Raw genomic sequence first — 20,526 nt, forward strand, 5'->3', positions numbered from 1 at the left:
GGACATGGGGCACGGGGAAGCGGCTGGCTTCGTCACCTTGCGGGGCGAGGAGGAACTGGTGCGGCGCGCCGGTGACCTCTTCGCTTCGGCCCGCGAGGAGTTCCTGTGCGGGGCCGCCGACCTCGTCACCTGGTCGGGCGGCGTGAACGCCGCCTTCGCCGACGGGAAGCGGCCGCCGCTGCGGCCGGAGCGCGAGGGTGGGCTCGCGATGCGCAAGGTGTACACGCGGCGGGCCCTCGGCGACCCGCACTCGGAGCGGCGGCTCGCGGCCATCGCCGCGTCCGGCGCGCAGGTGCGGATCTCGGCCGCGCCGCTCGCCCGGGAGGCGATCGTCGTCGACCGGCGGGTGGCGATCCTCGCGGGGTCCGAGGCGCGGGGTCCCCGTACGTACACGGTGGTGCGGGCGGCCGATGTCGTCGAGGGCATCCACTCGCTGCTGTACGCGACGTGGGAGGCCGCCGAGGACGTCGCCGACTGTCTGGGGGCGGCCGCGCTGCCCGAGTTGGACGAGGAGGCCCGGTCGGTGCTGGGGGCGCTGTCCGCCGGGCTCACCGACGAGGCCGCCGCTCGGCGGCTCGGGATGTCCTTGCGGACGTATCGGCGGCGGGTGGCCGGGTTGATGGCCGCCGTGGGGGCCACCTCCCGGTTTCAGGCGGGGGTGCGGGTGCGGGGGCGTTAGCCTTCGCGGGGCGCCCCAGTCCCGCCCCTTCTCCGAAACCGGGGCTCCGCCCCTGGACCCCAGGGTGGGTGTCCCCTTCGGGTGGGACGGTCCTCCCCCGAATCGGCGCTCCGCGCCTCGTCCTCAAACGCCGGACGGGCTGAGATGCCGCAGTCGCGCCCACACCGTCTTCCCCGGCGCCCGCTCCGCCACCCCCCACTCCGCCGCCAGCGCCGCCACCAGGACCAGGCCCCGCCCCGACTCGGCCTCCGCACCGGGCAGTTCCGGGTGCTCCGGCACGCGGCGCTCCGTGCACGTGTCCGTGACCTCGACGCGTACGCCGTCCGGTACGAGCAGCAGGCGCAGCTCGAAGTCCCTGCCCGCCACGCGGCCGTGCGTCGCCGCTTTCGCCGCCAGCTCCGCCGCCACCTGCGCCACCGCGTCCGACATTTCACTGTCGTACGGGATGCCCCAGCCGTCGAGGTGGTACCGGGCGAGCCTGCGGGCCAGGCGGGCCCCTCGCGGGGTGGCGCTGATGCGCTGCGTGAACGTATGTACTGGTGTGGGGGTTTGCACCTGGAGTGGCATGGCACCCACCGTGACCTGCACTGTCGTCCAACGGCAGCTCCAGAACTCGTACGCTGCGTAAGTGTACGGGTGCGAAGTGTGGACAGTACGGGTAACTGTCCGTGAGCATGGGCGCGTTGGCGGGGAACGGTACGCAAGCGTCTGGGGAGACCCGTGATGTCGTCAAGCACGCCTGGAACGAACGAGCCCGAGCCGACCGACGGGCTCAAGGCCTTCGGCGCGGCACTGAAGAGCTTTCGCAAGCGGGCCGGGTACACGCAGGAGGCTCTGGCTCCGGAGATCGGTTACTCGACGCATTTCGTGGCGTCGATCGAGCAGGGGCGGAGGTTTCCGCCGCCGCGGTTCGTCGACCAGGTGGAGGTCACGCTGGACGCCTTCGGGACGTTGCGGCTGGTGGCCAACCAGCTGTCGCGTCAGCGGGGGTTGGCGTCCTGGTTCCGCCAGTGGGCCCAGTTGGAGCAGGAGGCGATCACCCTCTACACGTACGAATGCCGGGTGATTCCTGGGCTGTTGCAGACGCCCGCGTACGCGGAGGCCGTGTTCGCCAACCGGTTGCCGTCGCTCGGCGACGAGCAGATCCAGGCCCAACTGGCGGCGCGCATCGAACGCCAGAAGCTCCTCACGGAGCGGCCGAACACGGCCTACGGCTTCATCCTGGAAGAGCATGTGTTCCTGCGGAACGTGGGCGGGCCCGAGGTCACCCGGGAACTCATCGACCACATCGTCGGCCTGGCGGCCCGGCGCAACATCGAGATCCAGATCATGCCTGTGGTCCGCGAGAGTCACGCCGGGCTGGACGGACCCGTCCAGCTTCTTGAGAGCGCGGACAATCGCTGGTTCGCATACTGCGAGGGGCAGCGCGGCGGACAGCTCATCTCCGACCCGAAAGAGATCAGCGTGCTCCAGAAGCGGTATGCCAGGATGCGTTCACAGGCCCTCTCGTTCGAGCACTCGGTGGGCCTGTTGGAGCGGATGCGAGGAGCATGATGGGCACCTCCGAACTGGCATGGTTCAAGAGCAGCTACAGCGGCGGAGACGGCGACGACTGCGTCGAAGTAGCCCTGTCCTGGTGGAAGTCCAGCTACAGCAGCGGCACCGACGGCGACTGCGTCGAAGTAGCCACCTGCCCCGCCGCCGTCCACGTACGCGACTCCAAGAACCGCCAAGGCCCCCAACTCGCCCTGGAACCGAGCGCCTGGGCCGACTTCCTCACGTACGCGCGTACCCGACCCGGAGGCCGTGTGCGTTGAGGATCGGCGGCAGCGGCTGGAAGAACGTCGTGCCGCCGGACGAGCAGTTGCCGCTGCCGCCCACGACGATGCCGAGCGCCGCGTCCCCGGCGAATCCGGGGCCACCCGCGTCGCCGGGCTCGGCGCAGACGTTCGTGCGGATCAGGCCGTACACGGTGCCCTGCGGGAAGGTCACCGTGGCGTTCAGGGACTGGATGGTCCCGCAGTGCATGCCGGTCGTCGGGCCCGTACGGCAGATCTGCTGGCCGACGACGGGCTGCGGCGCGCGGTTGATGCGGATGATCTGGCTTCCGGCCCTGATCTCGCTGGGGTAGGTCAGGTTCGTGTTCGTGTAGCGCACGAGGGCGTAGCTGCTGCGGGGGAAGACGACGGTCTCGGTCACGCCGACCGGGACGGTGAGGCGGGGGTCGGCGAACCACTGGGTGCCGACCGTGCCGCAGTGGCCTCCCATGATTCCGTAGAAGCGCGTGCCGTTGCTGACGTTGAAGGCGACCGTGCAGCGGCCGCTCGCGGAGTAGAGGACGTCGCCGCCGCGGATCGCCGTCTGGGCGGAGGCGGGGGCGGGGGCGGCGGTTGCCGTGGGGGCGGCGAGCAGGCCGAGGGCCGCCAGGGCGGCGCACAGTAACTGGGCGATGATCAGCCGGAGTCTCATGGGGCCTCCTGTGGGGGTGGGGATGCGCGCATGGGCGGGCGTGGGCATTGTTGCGAAGTCCGGCAGGCCCGTCACGGGTCTCGGCGCACCCCTTTCCGCCGGATTCCGGAGGCGGGGATCCGGAAGCGCGCACTCGGGGCCGGGCATACTGACAGCATGGGCACCGACCCGCCGGAAGAACCGTCCCGGACGAGCGACCGCGCACAACCCGAAGAGGCGCACGGGCAAGCCGCCGATGGACGACAACAGGTGCCCGACGAGCGCGAAGCCGCCGCCGACAGCCGTGAGGCCGCCGCGGACAAGCGGGAAGCCGCTGCGGACAAGCGCGAGGCCGCCGCAGACCAGCGCGAAGCCGCCGCAGACCAGCGCGAAGCCGCCGCAGACCAGCGCGAAGCCGCCGCAGACCAGCGCGAAGCCGCCGCAGACGCATGGCAGGACAGGCTCGCCGCTCAAGAGCAGCACCTGGACGCACGGCGTCGCGCGGCGGGTGAGACGACTCCCAGCATCCGGCAGCGCTCGTACGAGCACATCGGGCGCTCCCGAAAACTGCTGACGGCCAGCCAGGAACGCCTGGACCGCAGCGAGGCGGCACTGCGCCGCTCGGACGCGGCGGACCAGCGCGAACAGGACGCCGTCGACCGGGAGACGGACGCCACCACCAAGGAGATGGCGGCGCGCGGCCCGGAGCTGCTCAAGGCCTTGCAGGCCCGGGCCGGCCTGCTTCGGGAACGGGCCGTGGCGGCGACCGAGGCACTGGCCAGAGCCGAGGACGCCCTCGCCCAGAACCACGGAGAACGCCACCGGGCCCGGGAAGCGGCCGCACACCGCCACCGCGCCGCCCGGGCCCGCGCCGCGGCCAAAGCCCTGCGCGCCACCGGCGAACCGCCCAAGGACGCGCGCTAGCAGAGCAAGCACCCCTCCCCGCACGTTCTGAAGCACTCGCTTCAGAACGTGCTAAGGTCCGTCCGGGTTTTGAAGCGACTGATTCAAAACGAGTCGCGCCCCCGTCACGACCACCAGACACCACCAGGGAGGGACCTCCATGCCGCTCGCGGTCTACGTGTTGGCGCTCGGCATCTTCACCCAGGGAACATCGGAGTTCATGCTGTCGGGACTGCTCCCCGGCATGGCCGACGACCTGGGTGTCTCCATACCGGACGCCGGCCTGCTCATCTCGGCGTTCGCGATCGGCATGGTCGTCGGCGCGCCGCTGCTCGCGGTGGCGACGCTGCGCTGGCCGCGCCGCACGGCGCTCGTCCTGCTCCAGGCCGTGTTCATCGCGGGACACGTCGTGGGCGCCCTCGCGCCGGGGTACGGCGTCCTGTTCGCGACCCGGATCGTCAGCGCGCTCGCGTACGCCGGGTTCTGGGGCGTCGCCGTCGCCACCGCCGTGGCACTGGTGCCAAGTGAGGCCAAGAGCAAGGCCGTCGGGCTCGTCGCGGGCGGCCTGACGCTCGCGACCATCGTCGGCGTCCCCGCAGGTACCGTCCTCAGCCAGTCCGCGAGCTGGCGCGCCGCCTTCTGGGCCGTGGCCGCCGCGACCGCCGTCAGCCTCGCCGCGACCGTGCTCGCCGTGCCGGGCGGCCGGGGCGCGCGCGAGGCACCGTCCGTGCGGGCTGAACTGCGCGGCATGAAGCGGCCGCAGCTGTGGCTTTCGTACGCCATCACCGGCTTCGCCTTCGGCGCGGTCATCGTCACCTTCTCCTACCTCGCCTCCCTCCTCACCGACGAGAGCGGCCTCGGCGAGGGCTGGGTGCCCGCCGTGCTCGCGCTGTTCGGGGCGGGCGGCATGCTCGGCCTGCTCATCGGCAGCCGCACCGCGCAGGCGCACGCCGTCGGCACGCTCGGGTGGGGACTCGGCGGGCTCGCCGTGATCTCGGCGGCCCTCGCGCTCACGGCGGACACCGCCATCGCCGTCGTCCTCGTGCTCATCTTCCTGCTCGGCATGGCGGGGTACGTCACCAACCCGCCCCTCCAGTCACGGGTGTTCACCCTCGCCCCCGACGCGCCCACCCTCGTCGGCGCGACCAACACGGCCGCGTTCAACGTCGGCAACACCCTCGCCCCGATGCTCGGCGGGCTCACCATCGACGCCGGGTACGGGTACACGTCGGTGGCCTGGGTGGGGGCGGGGCTCGCGGTGCTCGGGTGCGCGGGGGCGCTGTGGGCGGGACGCCTCGAGCGGGCTACGGCGGCGCGGGGCGGGCAGGGCCGGACGCCTTCGGCTGCCACCACCCCCGCCGCCGACCCCGCCAGTTTTGAAAAGGTATTCCAAAACCGGTAGGCTCCGGCCCATGGCCAGGCCACGACAGTTCGACGAGGACCGCGTCATCACCGCCGCCATGGAGACCTTCTGGCGCCACGGGTACGAGGGCACGTCCACGCGCGACCTGTGCGACAGCACGGGCCTCGGCCCGTCCAGCCTCTACAACACCTTCGGCGGCAAGCGCGAGCTGTATCTGCGCGCCCTCGACCGCTACTACGAGACGGTCACCGGCGCGCAGATCGAGCGGCTCCAGGGTCCCGGCACCGCCAAGGACCGGCTGCGCGCGATGATGCTGACTTCCGTCGACAGCGACCTCGACGCCGACGACGGGCGCGGCTGCTTCGCCATCAACGCGGCCATCGAGCTTGCGGGGCTCGACGCGGACGTCAAGCGGGTCGTGCGGCGCAACTTCACCCGGGTCGAGGACGAGGTGCGCGCGGTCGTCCAGGAGGGCCAGGACGCGGGCGAGATCCCGGCGGACCGGGACGCCCGCGCCGTGGCCCGGCTCGTCCAGAGCACGTACTACGGCCTGCGTGTCCTCGGCCGCGTACAGGACGACCGCGATGTCCTCGTCGCCACCGTCGACGACACCCTGGAGCGGCTGTGACCGACCTGCTCGCCGCCATGGAGGCGAACCTCGCCGCGCACGCCGGCCATCTGCACCGGCACCTGCCCGGCGCCACCGTCACCGAGACCGACGACCTGTTCGTCGCGGACAGCGGCATCGACGACGACACCTTCAACATCGTCGCCGCCGCGCGGTTCACCCCGGAGACGGCGGACGCCCGCATCGCCGCGACGGTCGGGCGTCTCGCCGCCACCGGGCGCACCTTCTCCTGGTGGGTCGGCCCGGCGTCCACGCCCGGCGACCTCGGCGACCGGCTCGCGGCGGCCGGGCTCGACGCGGCCGGGACCGAGACCGGCATGTGGCTCGACCTCGACGCCGCCCCCGCGCCCGCGCGATCCGTCGGCCTGGAGATCCGGCCCGTGACGACGGCCGAAGAACTCGCCGCGTACGCCGCGATCCTCGCCGCGAACTGGGATCCGCCCGCCGCCACGGTCCGCGCGTTCTACGCCGCCGTCGCCGACGCCGCCCTCGCCGCCGACTGCCCGGCCTGCTACCTCGTCGGGTACGCGGACGGGCGGCCCGTGTGCACGGCCGAGGCGTTCCTGCACGCGGGCGTCGCCGGGATCTACAACATCTCGACGCTCGCCGCCGACCGCCGCCGCGGCCACGGCGGCGCGATCACGCTGGCCGCGCTGCACGCGGCCCGCGACGCCGGTGCCACCACGGCGGTCCTCCAGGCCTCGCCCGAGGGCGAGCCGGTCTACCGGAGGCTCGGCTTCGCCGCCCTCGGCAGCTTCACCGAGTACGCAGTTGCGTCGACGGCACGATCTGCTGCGGCTGGTTAGGGCTCGACCACAGCAGCTTCATGTGCGCCTCACCGGTGTTCTCCGCGTAGTCGACGCGGATGCTGTGGCGCTTGCCCGCCGTCAGCGGCACCTGCGCCTTGTCGACCTTCGGCTCGTGCGGGTTCCAGGAGTCGATGACGAGCCTGCCGTCGATCCAGACCCGCACCACGTCGTCGGAGACCGTCGTCAGCGTGTACGTCTCCGTGCGGCGCGGCTCGATCGAACCCGTCCAGCGGATGCCGAAGCGGTCCGAGGAGATCGACGCGTCCGGTGAACCCCCGAACTTCCAGGCGTGGTTGACCGTGGGGTCGGTGCGGGTCACCTTCGGGGCGCCGGAAAGATCCGCGTTGTCGAAGATCTCCTGCTTGAGGCCCGTGCCCTTGCCGGGGCGGGCCGCACGGCCGGGATCCACGGTCAGCTCGATGACGGTGGCCGTCGGGTTCGTGGCGTCGCCGGAGGGCGTCAGGTCGTAGCCGTCGCCCGCCTTGGTGACGGTGACTCGCTGCGAACTGCCTAGCACCCGGGCCGACTTGACGCGGAAGTCGGCGCGCGCGGTGAGGTGCAGGGGCTTGCCCGCCCCGGGCCAGCGCGTGACGGCCGCGTACAGCTTGTTGCCCTTGCGGCTCACCGCGCCCCACTGCGGCTCCTCGACCAGGCCGCCGTAACGCGCCCCGTAGACCGCCTCGCCCTGGCCCGCCGTGCGCAGCCAGGTGCCCATCTCCTTGAGGCGGTCGACGGAGGGCCCCGGGATGCGGCCGCGTGCGTCGGGGCCGACGTTCAGGAGGTAGTTGCCGCTGCGGGACGTGGTGGCGAGCAGGTTGTGGACGAGGGTCGTGCCCGACTTCCAGTTCTGGTCGTAGCGGGCGAAGCCCCAGTTGTCGTTGAGCGTCATGCAGGACTCCCACAGCTGGCCGTCCACCGGGGCGTCGGGGATCTCCTGCTCGGGGGTGCCGTAGTCGCCGTCCGTGACGCGGCGCTTGCCGACCCGGTTGTTGATGACGAGGTCGGGGTTCAGGCCCCGCAGGTAGGACTCCAGGCGCTCGCCGTCCCTCGCGGTCCACGGGTTGTGCGGGTCCTCGGTGTCCCACTCGCCGTCGAACCACAGCAGCGCCGGGTCATAGGTGTCGACCAGCTCCTTGAGCTGGGCGTACATGCGCTTCTCGTACTTCGGGAAGGCCGCCGGGTCGGGGAAGTCCGGGTCGTGCCAGTCCCAGATCGAGTAGTAGAAGCCGAGCTTGATGCCCGCCTCGTCGGATGCCTTCTTCAGCTCCGCGAGGATGTCGCGCCTCTTGTCGAACGACGAATGGTCGCGCAGGTTCCAGGAGTTGACCTTCGTCGGCCACATCGCGTAGCCCTCGTGGTGCTTGGACGTGATGACGATGTACTTCATCCCCGTGTCCTTGGCCGCCTTCACCACCGCCTTCGCGTCGAATTCCGCGGGGTCGAAGGCCTTGGCCTGCTTCTCGTAGGCGTCCTTGGGGATCTTGCACTGGCGCTGGATCCACTCGGCGTTGCGGCAGACCGTGCCGTCGGGTCGCTGGTACTCGCCCTCCAGGTTCGAGTACGCGCCGAAGTGGATGAACATGCCGAAGCGGTCCTGGCGGAACCAGTTGGTGCGGTCGGCGGTGAAGGGGTCGTCCGTGGCGTGGTCGGTTCCGGGGCCCTCGGCGGGACCGGCTGGACCCGGCGGGGCGGGTGCGGGGCGCGCGGGTGCGGCGGCGGCCGTCGGGAGGGCCGTGGCGGCGAGGGTCGCGGTGAGGAGCAGGGCGAGCGTGGGGACTCTTCGACGCATGTGCGGGCTCCTGTTCGTTGTCGGAACGCTGCGGAACGTAGGAGCAGATACATCCGATGTCAATGGGAGGAACGAGACCTTCCTGGGGGCCAGTTTGGGACGTACGGTGCCTGCTGATCCGATGAATCGAGGTGGTCCGGGGTGCAGCCGAACTAATCCCGGGAACATGTTTCGCGGCCCTGGATCTGGCGATCAGGCGTGTGGCAGGCTCCTCCGAGTCCCCCCACCAGAACCGGAATTCAGGACTTCTCCGTGCGCCGAATACCTGCCGTTGCCACCTGCGTCGCCGCCGCGCTCTCCCTCGCGCTGACCGGATGCGGGGGTGACGGCAAGAAGAGGGACAAGGGCTCGTCGGGTTCGACGGCGTCCGTGGAACCGGCGGAGAAGACCCCCGGCAGGGGCGGCGCGAAGGACGGCGCCGAGCAGACCGCGTCGCCCACCCCGGCCCGTACGAAGAAGGCGACCCCCACGCCGACGCGCCCCGCCACCCCCACCGCCGCGGCCACCCCCACCCGGCCCCGCGCGAGCGCCCCCGCCGTCCCCCCGAAGAAGACCGCGCGCCCCGACGCCGCCGGGCCGCAGTCCGTGCAGGGCACCTGGTACCACGTGCGGCGCGGCACCGGCGGGCGGCTGATCGTCCTCACCGTCAACGGCACCTCGATGAGCATGACGTCCGGCGGCAAGTCCTGCCCCGGCACCATCACATCGGCGATGGTGATCCGGGCGACCTGCATGGGCGAGTCGGCGGCGGGAACGGCCCGGCTCAGCGGCGGGCAGCTGACCTTCGCCTGGCCGGACGGCAGCGGCAACGACTACTTCCGGCGAACGCAGCCCGCAGCCTGAGCGAAAGCTACGGCCCGAGGGTTACGCAAGGGTGCGGGGCCGGGCAAGAGTCACCTCGGTACTCGCCGCCCGCCCCGACCCACGGAGCCCCGCATGCCGCATCCGCCCCGCCGCCGTACCGTCCTGACCGCGTTCGCCGGCACGGCCGGTGCGGCCGTGGCCTGTTCGCCCGACTCGTCCCGGGGCGGAGCGGGCGGCCCGGCGCCCGGCACGTCGGTCCGTACGCGCACCGGGACCGGACCCGCCGCGGCGGCCACCGCGGCCGCGCGGCGGCTGCTGCCCGACCACTGGGAGCAGATCGCGTTCAAGACGGTGCCGAGCGACGACGATGTCTTCCGGGTGTCCGGAAAGCGCGGTCACATCGTCGTGTCGGGACCCACTGCGGGCGTCCAACTCACCGGCCTGCGCCACTACTTGCAGCACACCGCGCACGCCTCGATCACCTGGGCGGGCGGCCAGCTCGACCTGCCCGCGACGCTCCCCGCCCCTGCCGCCCCCGTCACCCGGCGCGCCGACGTCCCGCACCGCTTCGTGCTCAACGACACCAACGACGGCTATGTGAACGCCTACGCCGACTGGACCTACTGGGAGCACGAACTCGACGTACTCGCCCTGCACGGCTACAACGAAGTCCTGGTGTACGCCGGGGCGGACGCGGTCTATCACCGGACGTTTCAGGAGTTCGGGTACGACGACGAGGAGCTGCGGGCCTGGATACCGGGCCCCGCGCACCAGCCGTGGTGGCTGCTGCAGAACATGTCGTCCTTCCCGCACCCCGTGTCCGGGCAGTTGCTCACCAAGCGCGCCCGCCTCGGCCGCCGCATCGCCGACCGGGCCCGTGAGCTTGGCATGACGCCCGTGCTCCCCGGCTACTTCGGCACCGTCCCGCCCGGGTTCGCCGACCGCAACCCGGGGGCGCGGACGGTGCCGCAGGGCGACTGGGTGGGGTTCGCGCGGCCGGACTGGCTGGACCCGCGCACCGACGCGTTCGCGCGCGTGGCCGCCGCGTTCTACCGGGTGCAGGACGATCTTTTCGGCCCGTCGACGATGTACAAGATGGATCTGCTGCACGAGGGCGGCAAGCCCGGTGACGTGCCGGTCGGCGAGGCCGCCAAGAGCGTCGAGAAGGCGCTGCGGAAAGCCCACCCGGACGCCCTCTGGGTGATCCTGGGCTGGCAGCACAACCCGTCGAAGGAGATCACGGACGCCGTCGACAAGTCCCGCATGCTCGTCGTCGACGGGCTCAGCGACCGATTCCCGACCGTCACCGACCGCGAGTCCGACTGGGGCTCCACCCCGTACACCTTCGGCTCGATCTGGAACTTCGGCGGGCACACGGTCCTCGGCGCGAACACGCCGGACTGGGCGGAGCTCTACGAGAAGTGGCGCACCAAGGACGGCAGCACCCTGCGCGGCATCGCGCTGATGCCGGAGGCGGCCGACAACAACCCGGCGGCGTTCGCCCTGTTCTCCGAACTGCCTTGGCTGGATGGCGACTTGGACCTCAAGGCGTGGTTCGACACCTGGTCGGTGGCCCGCTACGGAGCGGCCGATCCGCACGCGCGGGCCGCCTGGGACGTGCTGCGCCGCACCGCCTACGGCACCACGCGCGCCGACACGTGGGCCGAGGGCGCCGACGGCCTGTTCGGCGCGCGCCCCGGTCTCACGGTGACGTCGGCGGCCTCCTGGTCGCCCAAGGCGCTGCGGTACGAGGCGGCCGAGTTCGAGCCCGCGCTCGATGAACTGCTCGCCGTGCGACGGGAGTTGCGTGGGTCGTCCGCGTACCGCCGGGATCTGCTCGACGTGGCCCGGCAGGCCCTGTCCAACCGCAGCCGGGTGCTGCTCCCGCGCGTCAAGGACGCGTACGACCGGCGGGACACGGCCCGCTTCGAGAAGCTGACCCGCACCTGGCTCGGCCTGATCGACCTCCTCGACCGCCTGGTCGCCACCGACGCCCGGCACCTGCTCGGCCGTGCGCTCGCCGACGCCCGGGCTTGGGGCGCCGACGCCCGCGAGCGGGACCGGCTCGCCTACGACCAGCTGTCGCTGCTCACCGTGTGGGGAACCCGCGCCGGGGCCGACGCGGGCCTGAAGGACTACGCCAACCGGGAGTGGGCGGGCCTGGTCGGCGGGTTGTACCGGCTGCGCTGGAAGACGTACTTCGGCGAGCTGCGCGCCGCACTCGACGAGGGCCGCACGCCCCAGGACATCGACTGGTTCGACCTGGAGGACCGCTGGACCCGGCAGCCGGGCCGGCTCGCGGTCCGCCCCACCGGGGACACGTACGCGATCGCGAAGCAGGTGCGCGCCGCGCTCGACAGGGCCGACTGACGCGGCCCCGCGGCTCACGACGGCGGGGAGTCGCCGCGCCCACGACGGACGGAAGCAGGATTCCGCCGCGGGCGCGGCACCCTCACCAGGAACTGGTCAGTGCCTCACCCGGGCACGATCAGGGGCACTCCTTCCACTTCACGCGGTAGATGGTGCTGATGTCCCCGTCGGTGGAGTCCATCGTCATGAAGCTGGTCTTGGTGCGGTCCGAGGTGCCGAGGTCGACGCGCAGCTCGGTGTTGATGTTGAAGTTGCGCTGTTTGCCGCAGGGCGCCCAGACCAGCTGGGTGACCTCGGTCTCGTCGGTGGCCTGCCAGTTGTCGGCGACCGGGCCGTTGAAGGAGTGCGACTTGGTTCCCGTGTCCGGGGAGCCCTGGAAGTAGTACGACGCCTTCTCGGTGCCCTTGGCACCCCTCTCCAGTGACGCGAAGCCGCGGTAGTCGGCGCTCGCGATCGCGTAGGTGAAGCCGTGGGGGACGTGAACGACCAGGCTGAGCTGGCAGTTCTTGCGGAACGCCGTGGGGGCGGAGTTGCCGCCCGCTTGGGCGAGGTAGTCGCTGTAGGTGACGGTGAAGGCGGTGTTGTCCTCGGAGACGGCGACGGCGGCCGTCCCTCTCGGGCAACCCGAACCATTCACGGTCGCGACGTCGATCACGATCTTGTCCGGCGGCGGGTCGGTGATACCCGTCGGATCCTGCGCGGGCAGACCCGCGCCGATCAGGGCGGCCAAGGCGCCCCCGGCGAGCAGTGCAACGGACATGGTTCTCCCAATTCTTGCTTCGGCCCACGGCGCGACGCGCGCAGGGCGCGGTTCACCGTGAGGTGGGGGATGTAGCGGTGCTGGGAGGAACTGACTCAGCCCTCGCACGGGGGCCACGAGCGGCCCGCGGGCGATGAGCGGAGGCTGAGGGTGATGGGATAGTACGGACCAGCGTGAGCAGCGACTAGGTCGATGTCCGGCCATGTCTGGGCGATGTCGCGCGGCCCGTGAGGTAGTTGAGCGGTACACATCCGACGACTCTCGTTTGACGGGTATACGTCACCCTCAAACTCTGGTAGGAAACCTTCCTAACAGAACAGCGGAACGCTGAACTCCCCCACCTGGAGGACCCGTTGCACGCTCACCGCTCCCCCCACGGGCGCACCACGCGACGTGCCGTGATCGGCCTGGTCGGCGCCACCCTGGTCGCCGGTTCCCTGGCCCTGACACAGACCGCGGGCGCCGCGCAGGACCCGGCACCCGCGAGCGCCGCCCCCTCGGTCTCCGCCGCCGGGCTCGACGACCCGGCGAAGAAGGAGATCGCGATGAAGCTGGTCTCCAGCGCGGAGAACTCCTCGCTCGACTGGAAGGCGCAGTACGGCTACATCGAGGACATCGACGACGGCCGCGGCTACACGGCGGGCATCATCGGCTTCTGTTCCGGCACCGGCGACATGCTCGACCTCGTCGAGCTGTACACCCAGCGCAAGCCCGGCAACGTCCTGGCGAAGTACCTGCCCGCGCTGCGCGAGGTCGACGGCAGCGACTCGCACGAGGGCCTGGACCCGAACTTCACCAAGGACTGGAAGAAGGCCGCGCGGGACTCGGCGTTCCAGAAGGCCCAGAACGACGAGCGCGACCGCGTGTACTTCAACCCCGCGGTCAAGCGGGGCAAGGCCGACGGCATCGGCACGCTCGGGCAGTTCGCCTACTACGACGCGATCGTCATGCACGGCGACGGCGGCGACAACACCAGCTTCAGCAACATACGCAAGCGCGCCCTCACCAAGGCCAAGCCCCCGGCGCAGGGCGGCGACGAGGTCACGTACCTGCACGCCTTCCTCGACGCCCGCGTCTGGGCGATGAAGCAGGAGGCGGCCCACGAGGACACCAGCCGCGTGGACACCGCGCAGCGCGTGTTCCTCAACAAGAAGAACCTCAACCTGGACCCGCCGCTGGACTGGAAGGTCTACGGGGACTCCTTCCACATCGGCGGTTAGCCGGCACCCGGCGCGGGCGGGGCATCGGGGGGTGCCCCGCCCGCCCCGCCCGGCGCCGCGGCTCGCGTCAGTGCGCCCCGGCGGCGGAAGACCCCGCGGGTGCGGAAGAGGTGCGCTGTTCGGCGATCTCCCCGCCGGGCTCCATCGGCGCCGTGACCTCGTCGTCGTCGCCGCCCCTGCCGGTGTGGTTGAACAGCAGGTTCAGGACGACCGCGGCGACGCAGCCGGTGGAGATGCCGGAGTCCAGGATGATCTTCGCGGTCTCCGGGAACGCGTGGTAGAACTCCGGCGCGGAGATGGGGATCAGGCCCACCGCGAGGGAGACGGCGACGATCAGGACGTTGTTGTCCTTGTCCAGGCCCGCCTTGACGAGGGTCTGGATGCCGCTCGCGGCCACCGAGCCGAACAGGACGACGCCCGCGCCGCCGAGCACCGGGCGCGGCACGACCGCGATGAGCGAGGCGGCCATCGGGCACAGGCCCATCAGGACCAGGAAGCCGCCGCCGGTCGCGACGACGTACCGGCTGCGGATCTTCGTCATCGCGACGAGGCCGATGTTCTGCGCGAAGGCGCTGCACATGAAGCCGTTGAAGAGCGGGCTCACGGCGGAGCCGAGGGTGTCGGCGCGCAGGCCCGCGGCGATCGTCTTCTCGTCGGCGGGGCGGTCCACGATCTCACCGAGGGCGAGCATGTCGGCCGTCGACTCGGTCATGGAGACGACCATGACGACACAGAGCGAGACGATCGCGGCGGCGGCGAACTGCGGGGCGCCGAAGTGGAACGGCGTCGGGAAGCCGACCACGTCCGCGTCGGCGACGGGGCCGAAGTCCGTGACGTCGAAGGGGATCGCGACGAGCGTGCCGATCACGAGGCCGAGCAGCACCGCGATCTGCTTCACGAAGCCGCGCGTGAAGCGGCGCAGGAGCAGCACGATCACGAGCGTGATGCCCGCGAGCGAGAGGTACTTGGTCGAGCCGTAGTCGTCGGCCGCCGGGTTCGGGCCCTGCATCCAGCCGAAGGCCACCGGCATCAGCGAGATGCCGATGAGGGTGATGACCGTGCCGGTCACCACGGGCGGGAAGAAGCGGACCATCTTGGAGAAGAACGGCGCCGCGACGAAGCCCAGCAGGCCCGCCACGATCACCGCGCCGAAGATGATCGGCAGCGCGTCGTCCTTGTCCTTGGTGGAGTCGACGACGGCGAGCATGGGCGCGACACCGGCGAAGGTGACGCCGTTGACGAAGGGCAGCCGGGCGCCGATGTTCCAGATGCCGAGCGTCTGCAGGAAGGTCGCGAGACCGGCGGTGAACAGACAGGCGCCGGTGAGGAAGGTGAGTTCCTTCGCCGACAGGCCGACGGCTGCGCCCACGATGAGGGGCGGCGCGACGACGCCCGCGTACATGGCGGCGACGTGCTGGAGGCCGGTGGTGGCCATCTTCAGGGCGGGGAGCTTCTCGTCGACGGGGTGCGGTCGCCCCTCCGTCTGTGGTGTGCCCTCGGGATGTGGGGTCCCTTCGGGCTGTGGGGTGGTGCCTTGCTTGGTGAACCTGGGCTTGGACGCCACTGCGGCTCCTCCGGTTGTTTTCCTGTGCCGGCTGCGGACCGGCACGCGCTTCTGGGAGGTGGTGCGTGATGCAAGGACTTGCTCGATATGTGGTTGTTGAAGCGCCCAGGTAGTGCTGACCGCCCCGGCGACGTGAAGCTTTGGGCCACGTTCCGGGGCGGCACTCGAGCAGCCCGCTCGGCTGCTCGAGTCCGGTCGGGGGCCGTCCCCCCCGACCGGAGATCCAGGGGTCAGCTCCCCGCGGCGATGCGCGCGAGTCGCTGCGCCTCGTCCCGCGCGGTGCGGGCGATGGCGTCCTCGTCGACGTGCAGCAGGCGGCCGTCCTCGACGACCGGCTCGCCATTGACCAGGGAAAGGGTCACCGGCGCGGCCGCGCCGAAGACGATGGCGGTGACCGGGTCGGCGATCGAGGAGTGCCCGATGCCGTCGATCTTCCAGAGGACCAGGTCGGCGAGCTTGCCCGCCTCCAGGGAGCCGATCTGGCTCGCCCGGCCGAGGACCTGGGCACCGCCGTACGTCCCGAGGCGCAGGGCCTGACGGGCATTCAGGGCGGCTTCCTTGTGGGCGCCCAGGCGGTTGATGAGGAGCGCGTTGCGCAGCTCGGTGTGCAGCTCGCCGGACTCGTTGGACGCGGTGCCGTCCACGCCGAGGCCGACGGGGACGCCCGCGGCGAGCATGTCGGGGACGCGGGCGATGCCGGCAGCGAGCCGGGCGTTGGAGGACGGGCAGTGGGCGACGCCGGTGCCGGTGCGCGCGAACGCCTCGATGTCGGAGTCGTTCATGTGGACGCAGTGCGCCATCCACACGTCCTCACCGAGCCAGCCGGTGGACGCGAAGTAGTCGGTCGGGCCGAGGCCGAACAGCTCGTGGCAGAACTTCTCCTCCTCGACCGTCTCGCTGCCGTGGGTGTGCAGCCGTACGCCGAGGCGGCGCGCCAACTCGGCGCCCTGCTTCATGAGTTCGGTGGAGACGGAGAAGGGCGAGCAGGGGGCGACGGCCACCTGCGTCATGGCGCCGAAGGAGGCGTCGTGGTGCTTGTGCACGGTCTCCTCAGTGGCGGCGAGCGCGCCTTCGAGGGTCTCGACGGCGAAGTCCGGCGGCAGGCCGCCGTCCTTCTCGCTGCGGTCCATGGAGCCGCGCGCCAGGGTGAAGCGCACGCCCATCTCGCGGGCCGCCCCGATGATGGCGCCGGACAGGTCGCCGGAGCCCTTGGGGTAGACGTAGTGGTGGTCCATGGCGGTGGTGACGCCGCCGCGGGCCATCATGCCGAGGGAGCCCTGCGCGGCGGCGCGCACCATGTCCTCGTCGATGCGCGCCCACGTCGGGTACAGCGCCACCAGCCAGTTGAACAGGTTGTGGTCGGTGGCGAGGCCCCGGGTGATCCACTGGTAGAAGTGGTGGTGCGTGTTGACCAGGCCGGGCGTGGCCAGGTGGCCGGTGCCGTCGACGCGGCGTACGACGTTCTCCAGGCCCTCGGGGGCCTTCCCGGCGCCGATCGACTCGATCGTGTTGCCCGCGACGACCACGTACCCCGAGGCGTACTCGGTGTCGTCGGCGTCGACGGTGGCGATGGCGCAGTTCTCGATGACGATGCGCGCGGTGGCGCCGCCGGGGTTTGCCGATGCTGCCATGGTGCTTCCTTCAGGGGTGAGTGGCGAGATGCTGGGCACGGCATGACCCTAGGAAGATTTGAGTGCCGGGGCCGCGTTCTGCGCGCTGCCACGGGTGCCGAGGTGGTGGAAGAACAGGTTGAGCGAGACCGCGGTGAGCGCGCCCGCGCTGATGCCGGAGCCGAGCACGGTCTGGGCCCACGCGGGGAAGTCCGCGTAGAAGGCGGGCGCGGCGAGCGGGATGATGCCCGCCCCGAGCGACACGGCCACCAGGATGATGTTGGAGCTGTCGTCGAGGCCCGCCTCGGAGAGCGTACGGATGCCGCTGACCGCGATGGAGCCGAAGAGGACGATGCCCGCGCCGCCGAGCACCGGCATCGGTACGAGGCTGACGACCGCGCCGAGCGCGGGGAAGGCGCCGAGCACGATGAGCGCCCCGCCCGCGACGGCGACGACGTAGCGGCTGCGGACCCGGGTCAGGGAGACGACGCCGACGTTCTGCGCGAAGGCGGAGGTCGGGAAGCCGCCGAAGACCGGTCCCATGAGGGTGGCGATGCCGTCGGTGCGCAGGCCGCGCGTGATGGTCCTGCCGTCCGTCCTGCGCTCGCAGATCTCGCCGAGGGCGAGCATGCCCGCGCTGGACTCGGTCATCAGGACGAGCATCACGATGCACAGGGACAGGATCGCGGCGGGCTGGAACTCGGGGGCGCCGAACGCGAACGGCTCGGGCACGGCGGCGACGGGCGCGGACCTCAGGGCGGCGAAGTCGGCCATCCCGAACGGGATCGCGGCGAGCGTGCCGATGAACAGGCCCATGAGCAGGGCGACTTGCTTGAGGAAGCCGCGGGCGAAGCGCTGGAAGAGCAGGATCACCACGAGCGTGAAGGCGGCGAGCGCGAGGAAGCGCATGTCGCCGAAGTCGGCGGCTTCCTTGTCGCCACCCTGCGCCCAGGTGACGGGCACGGGCATCAGCGTCACGCCGATGAGCGTGATGACGACACCGGTGACGAGTGGCGGGAAGAAGCGCAGGAGCCGGCCGAAGAAGGGTCCGACGGCCAGGCAGAAGACGCCCGCGACCATCACCGCGCCGTAGATCGCGGGGAGTTGGTGTCCCGTCGCGCTGTTCTCGGCGATGGCGAGGATCGGTGCGATGCCCGCCGATGACGCGGCGTTCACGAACGGCAGGCGGTTGCCCACGACCCCTTTGACGCCGAGGGTCTGGAGCAGGGTGGCGAGCCCGGCGATGAGCAGGCTCGCCGCGATGAGCCGGGTCTGGGCCGCGGTGTCGAGGCCCACGGCCTGGCCGATGATGAGCGGAGGGGTGACGACGCCCGCGTACATGGCGGCGATGTGCTGGAGCGCGGCGGGGACGAGCCGCGAGGGCGTGAGCTTCTCGTCCACGGGGTGACACGCGTCCCCCTGGGGGCTCTCGTCCCCCGGACGACAGACGGGAGTTGACTCACCGTCCGGTATTGCGGGCTGTGCCATGCCTTTCGTTCCCTCCGGTGTGGCGCGCCCCGGCGTCAGGTGCCGGGGCGCGCGTCCCGCGTCAGAGGTTGGTCATGTCGACCGGGATCCTCGCCTCGGTGCCTTCGCGCAGGATGGTGGCCTCGATGAGGCCGTAGGGGCGGTCGGCGGCGTAGTAGACCGCGCCGTCCTTGGCCTCGTTCTCCAGGCCGCAGAAGGACAGGTCCTGGCGGAAGTGGTGCTTGTTGGGCGCGGAGAAGCGGATCTCGTCGATCTCGCCGCGGTTGTTCAGGACCCGCGTGCCCATTTGGTACAGCGTCTGCTGGAGCGAGAGGGAGTAGGTCTCCACGAAGGCCTGCAGGATGTGCTTCTTGGCCTGCTCGTAGGACTTCTCCCAGTTCGGCATGCGCTGCTCGTCACTGGTCCAGTTGTGCCGCCACCACGTCGAGAGGGACGTCGCCAGGATGCGGTCGTAGTCCTCCTTGAGCGTCGTGTACTTGTCCTTGATGTAGCCCCAGAACTCGGAGTTCGTGGAGTTCATCACGGTCAGGTCCTTCAGACCGCTCAGGACCTCGAAGTTCTGGCCGTCGTAGGTGATCTGGGCGACCCGCGTCTCCTGGCCCTTGCGCACGAAGGAGTGCTTGACCTCGTCGGCGCCGATGAACTGCGAGTTGCCGTCGGAGGCGGTGATGCGCTCCCAGGCGTACTCCTCGATGCGGATGCGCGCTCGGTGGATGGAGGGCTGGCTGTCCACGAAGTGCCGTGCGAGGTGGATGCCGTACTGCTCGGCGGACTCGATGCCGTGTTCCTTGGCGAACGCGAAGCAGGTGTTCTTCGTGGTGTCCGTCGGCAGGCAGTTGGCGTTCGAGCCGCTGTAGTGCACGTCGTCCAGGTCGCCGGAGAGGGCGACGGAGACGTTGAGGTCCTTGATGTGGTGCGTGTCGCCGTCGCGCGTGATCTTGACGACGCGGTTCTCGGCCTTGCCGTACTGGTTCTGCCCCAGGACCACCGGACGTGCCCGGCGGGAATCGTTGTTCATGTCTGCTAGCTCCCTCGGTAAACGGAGTAGCCGAACGGGTTGAGCAGCAGCGGTACGTGGTAGTGCTCGCCCGGCACGACGGCGAACGTGATCGCCACCTCGGGGAAGAACACACCGCTCGCACCGCTGTCCCGATTCGCGGGGGCGTCCTGCTGCGCCTCGGCCTTCTTGTCCTGCAGCTTCAGGAAGTACGCCTCGACCGCGAAGTCGAGACGTACATGGGTGGTGCCCTCCGGCAGCGCCGGAAGGTCCTTGCAGCGCCCGTCCGCGTCGGTGGCCGAGCCGCCGAGCGGGGTGAAGTCCGCGCCGTCGCCGCTGCGGGCGGCGAGCGTGACGGCGACGCCCTCGGCGGGGCGGCCGACGCTGGTGTCCAGGATGTGCGTGGACACGGATGCGGTGGTGTCGGTGCTCATGCGCTCTCTTCTTCCAGGATGCGGGCCAGGCGGATGCGGTTGATCTTGCCGAGTTCGGTGCGGACGATCTCCCGCTCCTGCTCGGGCGAGTTGCCGATCCGGTCCCTGACCGCGTCCCGCATCTGCTCGCCGGTCCTGCCGGTGGCGCAGATGAGGAAGACGTGGCCGAACTTGTCCTGGTAGGCCAGGTTGAGTTCGAGCATCTCGGCCTTGAGCTCCGCGGACGCCCCGGCCATGCCCGCCTGCTCGCGGGACGAGGTCGGGTCTCCCGGCTTGGGGCGCCCGATGGGCGGGTGCCCCGCCATCGCCTCGGCCAGGTCGTCGGCGGTCAGCTCGGCCATGACGGCGTCGCTGGCCGCGTAGAGGGCGTCGGCGGTGGTGAAGGGGCGCTGGGCGAGCAACTCGCTCCCCCAGGCCGAGGAGGCGCAGGCCTCGTGGAGCTCGGCGGTGGCCGCCGGCTCCGGCAGGGCGTTGAACCGGGCCAGGCCCGGTGTCGTACGGGAAGTCACGGGGTGCCTCCGTGGCCATGTGCTGGACGGGCTGCGGAACAGCTAAGACCTTCAACAACATCCCGTCAACAGTTTGTTGAAATCATTTGAACAAAGAAGCCGTCACCCCGCGATCCGGGTGACGGCTTGGCCGCGCAGCGTGACGACTGGG

The 20,526-nt window shown here is 70.9% G+C and carries 20 protein-coding genes; 10 read left to right on the forward strand and 10 right to left on the reverse strand.

Annotated elements, in window-relative coordinates; all coding sequences use genetic code 11:
* Positions 1 to 4 precede the first annotated feature (4 nt).
* A complete protein-coding gene (locus tag OO63_RS15540; protein WP_030360156.1) occupies positions 5 to 679 on the forward strand; it encodes a helix-turn-helix domain-containing protein in 675 nt (224 codons plus the stop codon).
* 123 nt (positions 680 to 802) lie between these two features.
* Here the strand turns inward: OO63_RS15540 and OO63_RS15545 are convergent, their stop codons facing one another.
* Positions 803 to 1,246, reverse strand: a complete 444-nt coding sequence (locus OO63_RS15545) for an ATP-binding protein (RefSeq protein WP_030360155.1) — start codon at positions 1,244 to 1,246, stop codon at positions 803 to 805.
* Positions 1,247 to 1,402: 156 nt separating this feature from the next.
* On the opposite strand from OO63_RS15545, the gene OO63_RS15550 reads away from it, so the two are divergent.
* Positions 1,403 to 2,233 (forward strand): helix-turn-helix domain-containing protein, encoded by an 831-nt coding sequence (locus OO63_RS15550; protein WP_030360154.1) that lies wholly within the window; start codon positions 1,403 to 1,405, stop codon positions 2,231 to 2,233.
* The gene (locus tag OO63_RS15555; protein ID WP_030360153.1) at positions 2,233 to 2,496 is read left to right on the forward strand and encodes a DUF397 domain-containing protein; all 264 of its coding nucleotides are present in this window, start codon (positions 2,233 to 2,235) and stop codon (positions 2,494 to 2,496) included. Before OO63_RS15550 ends, OO63_RS15555 begins: the two co-directional genes overlap by 1 nt.
* Here the strand turns inward: OO63_RS15555 and OO63_RS15560 are convergent.
* Positions 2,456 to 3,148 (reverse strand): S1 family peptidase, encoded by a 693-nt coding sequence (locus OO63_RS15560; protein ID WP_030360152.1) that lies wholly within the window; start codon positions 3,146 to 3,148, stop codon positions 2,456 to 2,458. The genes OO63_RS15555 and OO63_RS15560 overlap by 41 nt on opposite strands.
* A 156-nt stretch (positions 3,149 to 3,304) precedes the next feature.
* Between OO63_RS15560 and OO63_RS15565 the strand changes: the two genes are divergently transcribed.
* From OO63_RS15565 to OO63_RS15580, 4 genes are all read left to right on the forward strand, one after another.
* On the forward strand, positions 3,305 to 4,051 hold the full coding sequence (locus OO63_RS15565) for a hypothetical protein (RefSeq protein WP_157854008.1): 747 nt from the start codon (positions 3,305 to 3,307) through the stop codon (positions 4,049 to 4,051).
* A 139-nt stretch (positions 4,052 to 4,190) separates the two neighbouring features.
* Complete coding sequence (locus OO63_RS15570; RefSeq protein WP_030360150.1) at positions 4,191 to 5,432, forward strand: Cmx/CmrA family chloramphenicol efflux MFS transporter; 1,242 nt, start codon at positions 4,191 to 4,193, stop codon at positions 5,430 to 5,432.
* Positions 5,433 to 5,442: 10 nt separating this feature from the next.
* The gene (locus tag OO63_RS15575) at positions 5,443 to 6,021 is read left to right on the forward strand and encodes a TetR/AcrR family transcriptional regulator (protein WP_030360149.1); all 579 of its coding nucleotides are present in this window, start codon (positions 5,443 to 5,445) and stop codon (positions 6,019 to 6,021) included.
* Between the two features lie 17 nt (positions 6,022 to 6,038).
* Positions 6,039 to 6,827 (forward strand): GNAT family N-acetyltransferase, encoded by a 789-nt coding sequence (locus tag OO63_RS15580; RefSeq protein ID WP_030360148.1) that lies wholly within the window; start codon positions 6,039 to 6,041, stop codon positions 6,825 to 6,827.
* On the opposite strand, the gene OO63_RS15585 is transcribed toward OO63_RS15580, so the two are convergent.
* Positions 6,778 to 8,619, reverse strand: a complete 1,842-nt coding sequence (locus OO63_RS15585) for an alpha-L-fucosidase (protein ID WP_030360147.1) — start codon at positions 8,617 to 8,619, stop codon at positions 6,778 to 6,780. The two genes, OO63_RS15580 and OO63_RS15585, sit on opposite strands and share 50 nt — an antisense overlap.
* A 252-nt stretch (positions 8,620 to 8,871) precedes the next feature.
* Here OO63_RS15585 and OO63_RS45415 point away from each other — a divergent pair, with 252 nt between their 5' ends.
* Positions 8,872 to 9,462, forward strand: a complete 591-nt coding sequence (locus tag OO63_RS45415; RefSeq protein WP_030360146.1) for a hypothetical protein — start codon at positions 8,872 to 8,874, stop codon at positions 9,460 to 9,462.
* 93 nt (positions 9,463 to 9,555) lie between these two features.
* A complete protein-coding gene (locus tag OO63_RS15595) occupies positions 9,556 to 11,793 on the forward strand; it encodes an alpha-N-acetylglucosaminidase (RefSeq protein WP_030360145.1) in 2,238 nt (745 codons plus the stop codon).
* Between the two features lie 118 nt (positions 11,794 to 11,911).
* Here the strand turns inward: OO63_RS15595 and OO63_RS15600 are convergent, their stop codons facing one another.
* Positions 11,912 to 12,553, reverse strand: coding sequence for a DUF4360 domain-containing protein (locus OO63_RS15600; RefSeq protein WP_030360144.1), 642 nt, complete (start codon positions 12,551 to 12,553; stop codon positions 11,912 to 11,914).
* 353 nt (positions 12,554 to 12,906) lie between these two features.
* Between OO63_RS15600 and OO63_RS15605 the strand changes: the two genes are divergently transcribed.
* Positions 12,907 to 13,773 (forward strand): chitosanase, encoded by an 867-nt coding sequence (locus tag OO63_RS15605; protein ID WP_030360143.1) that lies wholly within the window; start codon positions 12,907 to 12,909, stop codon positions 13,771 to 13,773.
* A gap of 67 nt (positions 13,774 to 13,840) precedes the next feature.
* Here OO63_RS15605 and OO63_RS15610 read toward each other — a convergent pair whose 3' ends face one another.
* The 6 genes from OO63_RS15610 to uraD form a co-directional block, all read right to left on the reverse strand.
* A complete protein-coding gene (locus OO63_RS15610) occupies positions 13,841 to 15,208 on the reverse strand; it encodes a nucleobase:cation symporter-2 family protein (RefSeq protein ID WP_051810926.1) in 1,368 nt (455 codons plus the stop codon).
* Positions 15,209 to 15,567: 359 nt separating this feature from the next.
* Positions 15,568 to 16,968, reverse strand: a complete 1,401-nt coding sequence (locus tag OO63_RS15615) for an 8-oxoguanine deaminase (protein WP_030360141.1) — start codon at positions 16,966 to 16,968, stop codon at positions 15,568 to 15,570.
* A 48-nt stretch (positions 16,969 to 17,016) separates the two neighbouring features.
* Positions 17,017 to 18,435 (reverse strand): nucleobase:cation symporter-2 family protein, encoded by a 1,419-nt coding sequence (locus tag OO63_RS15620; protein ID WP_030360140.1) that lies wholly within the window; start codon positions 18,433 to 18,435, stop codon positions 17,017 to 17,019.
* Between the two features lie 61 nt (positions 18,436 to 18,496).
* Positions 18,497 to 19,453, reverse strand: a complete 957-nt coding sequence (pucL, locus tag OO63_RS15625; RefSeq protein ID WP_030360139.1) for a factor-independent urate hydroxylase — start codon at positions 19,451 to 19,453, stop codon at positions 18,497 to 18,499.
* A gap of 5 nt (positions 19,454 to 19,458) precedes the next feature.
* A complete protein-coding gene (gene uraH, locus OO63_RS15630) occupies positions 19,459 to 19,866 on the reverse strand; it encodes a hydroxyisourate hydrolase (protein ID WP_030360138.1) in 408 nt (135 codons plus the stop codon).
* Positions 19,863 to 20,375, reverse strand: a complete 513-nt coding sequence (uraD, locus tag OO63_RS15635; RefSeq protein WP_030360137.1) for a 2-oxo-4-hydroxy-4-carboxy-5-ureidoimidazoline decarboxylase — start codon at positions 20,373 to 20,375, stop codon at positions 19,863 to 19,865. Before uraD ends, uraH begins: the two co-directional genes overlap by 4 nt.
* Positions 20,376 to 20,526: the final 151 nt, after the last annotated feature.

The sequence above is a fragment of the Streptomyces alboflavus genome, from assembly GCF_000716675.1.
Classification (GTDB): domain Bacteria; phylum Actinomycetota; class Actinomycetes; order Streptomycetales; family Streptomycetaceae; genus Streptomyces; species Streptomyces alboflavus.

What these genes read in the sequence shown, in the direction of transcription:
- OO63_RS15540 (WP_030360156.1), top strand. Translation starts at nt 5, where the DNA reads ATGGGGCACGGGGAAGCGGCTGGCTTCGTCACCTTGCGGGGCGAGGAG.
- OO63_RS15545 (WP_030360155.1), bottom strand. Translation starts at nt 1,246, where the DNA reads ATGCCACTCCAGGTGCAAACCCCCACACCAGTACATACGTTCACGCAG.
- OO63_RS15550 (WP_030360154.1), top strand. Translation starts at nt 1,403, where the DNA reads ATGTCGTCAAGCACGCCTGGAACGAACGAGCCCGAGCCGACCGACGGG.
- OO63_RS15555 (WP_030360153.1), top strand. Translation starts at nt 2,233, where the DNA reads ATGGGCACCTCCGAACTGGCATGGTTCAAGAGCAGCTACAGCGGCGGA.
- OO63_RS15560 (WP_030360152.1), bottom strand. Translation starts at nt 3,148, where the DNA reads ATGAGACTCCGGCTGATCATCGCCCAGTTACTGTGCGCCGCCCTGGCG.
- OO63_RS15565 (WP_157854008.1), top strand. Translation starts at nt 3,305, where the DNA reads ATGGGCACCGACCCGCCGGAAGAACCGTCCCGGACGAGCGACCGCGCA.
- OO63_RS15570 (WP_030360150.1), top strand. Translation starts at nt 4,191, where the DNA reads ATGCCGCTCGCGGTCTACGTGTTGGCGCTCGGCATCTTCACCCAGGGA.
- OO63_RS15575 (WP_030360149.1), top strand. Translation starts at nt 5,443, where the DNA reads ATGGCCAGGCCACGACAGTTCGACGAGGACCGCGTCATCACCGCCGCC.
- OO63_RS15580 (WP_030360148.1), top strand. Translation starts at nt 6,039, where the DNA reads ATGGAGGCGAACCTCGCCGCGCACGCCGGCCATCTGCACCGGCACCTG.
- OO63_RS15585 (WP_030360147.1), bottom strand. Translation starts at nt 8,619, where the DNA reads ATGCGTCGAAGAGTCCCCACGCTCGCCCTGCTCCTCACCGCGACCCTC.
- OO63_RS15595 (WP_030360145.1), top strand. Translation starts at nt 9,556, where the DNA reads ATGCCGCATCCGCCCCGCCGCCGTACCGTCCTGACCGCGTTCGCCGGC.
- OO63_RS15600 (WP_030360144.1), bottom strand. Translation starts at nt 12,553, where the DNA reads ATGTCCGTTGCACTGCTCGCCGGGGGCGCCTTGGCCGCCCTGATCGGC.
- OO63_RS15610 (WP_051810926.1), bottom strand. Translation starts at nt 15,208, where the DNA reads ATGGCCACCACCGGCCTCCAGCACGTCGCCGCCATGTACGCGGGCGTC.
- OO63_RS15615 (WP_030360141.1), bottom strand. Translation starts at nt 16,968, where the DNA reads ATGGCAGCATCGGCAAACCCCGGCGGCGCCACCGCGCGCATCGTCATC.
- OO63_RS15620 (WP_030360140.1), bottom strand. Translation starts at nt 18,435, where the DNA reads ATGGCACAGCCCGCAATACCGGACGGTGAGTCAACTCCCGTCTGTCGT.
- pucL (WP_030360139.1), bottom strand. Translation starts at nt 19,453, where the DNA reads ATGAACAACGATTCCCGCCGGGCACGTCCGGTGGTCCTGGGGCAGAAC.
- uraH (WP_030360138.1), bottom strand. Translation starts at nt 19,866, where the DNA reads ATGAGCACCGACACCACCGCATCCGTGTCCACGCACATCCTGGACACC.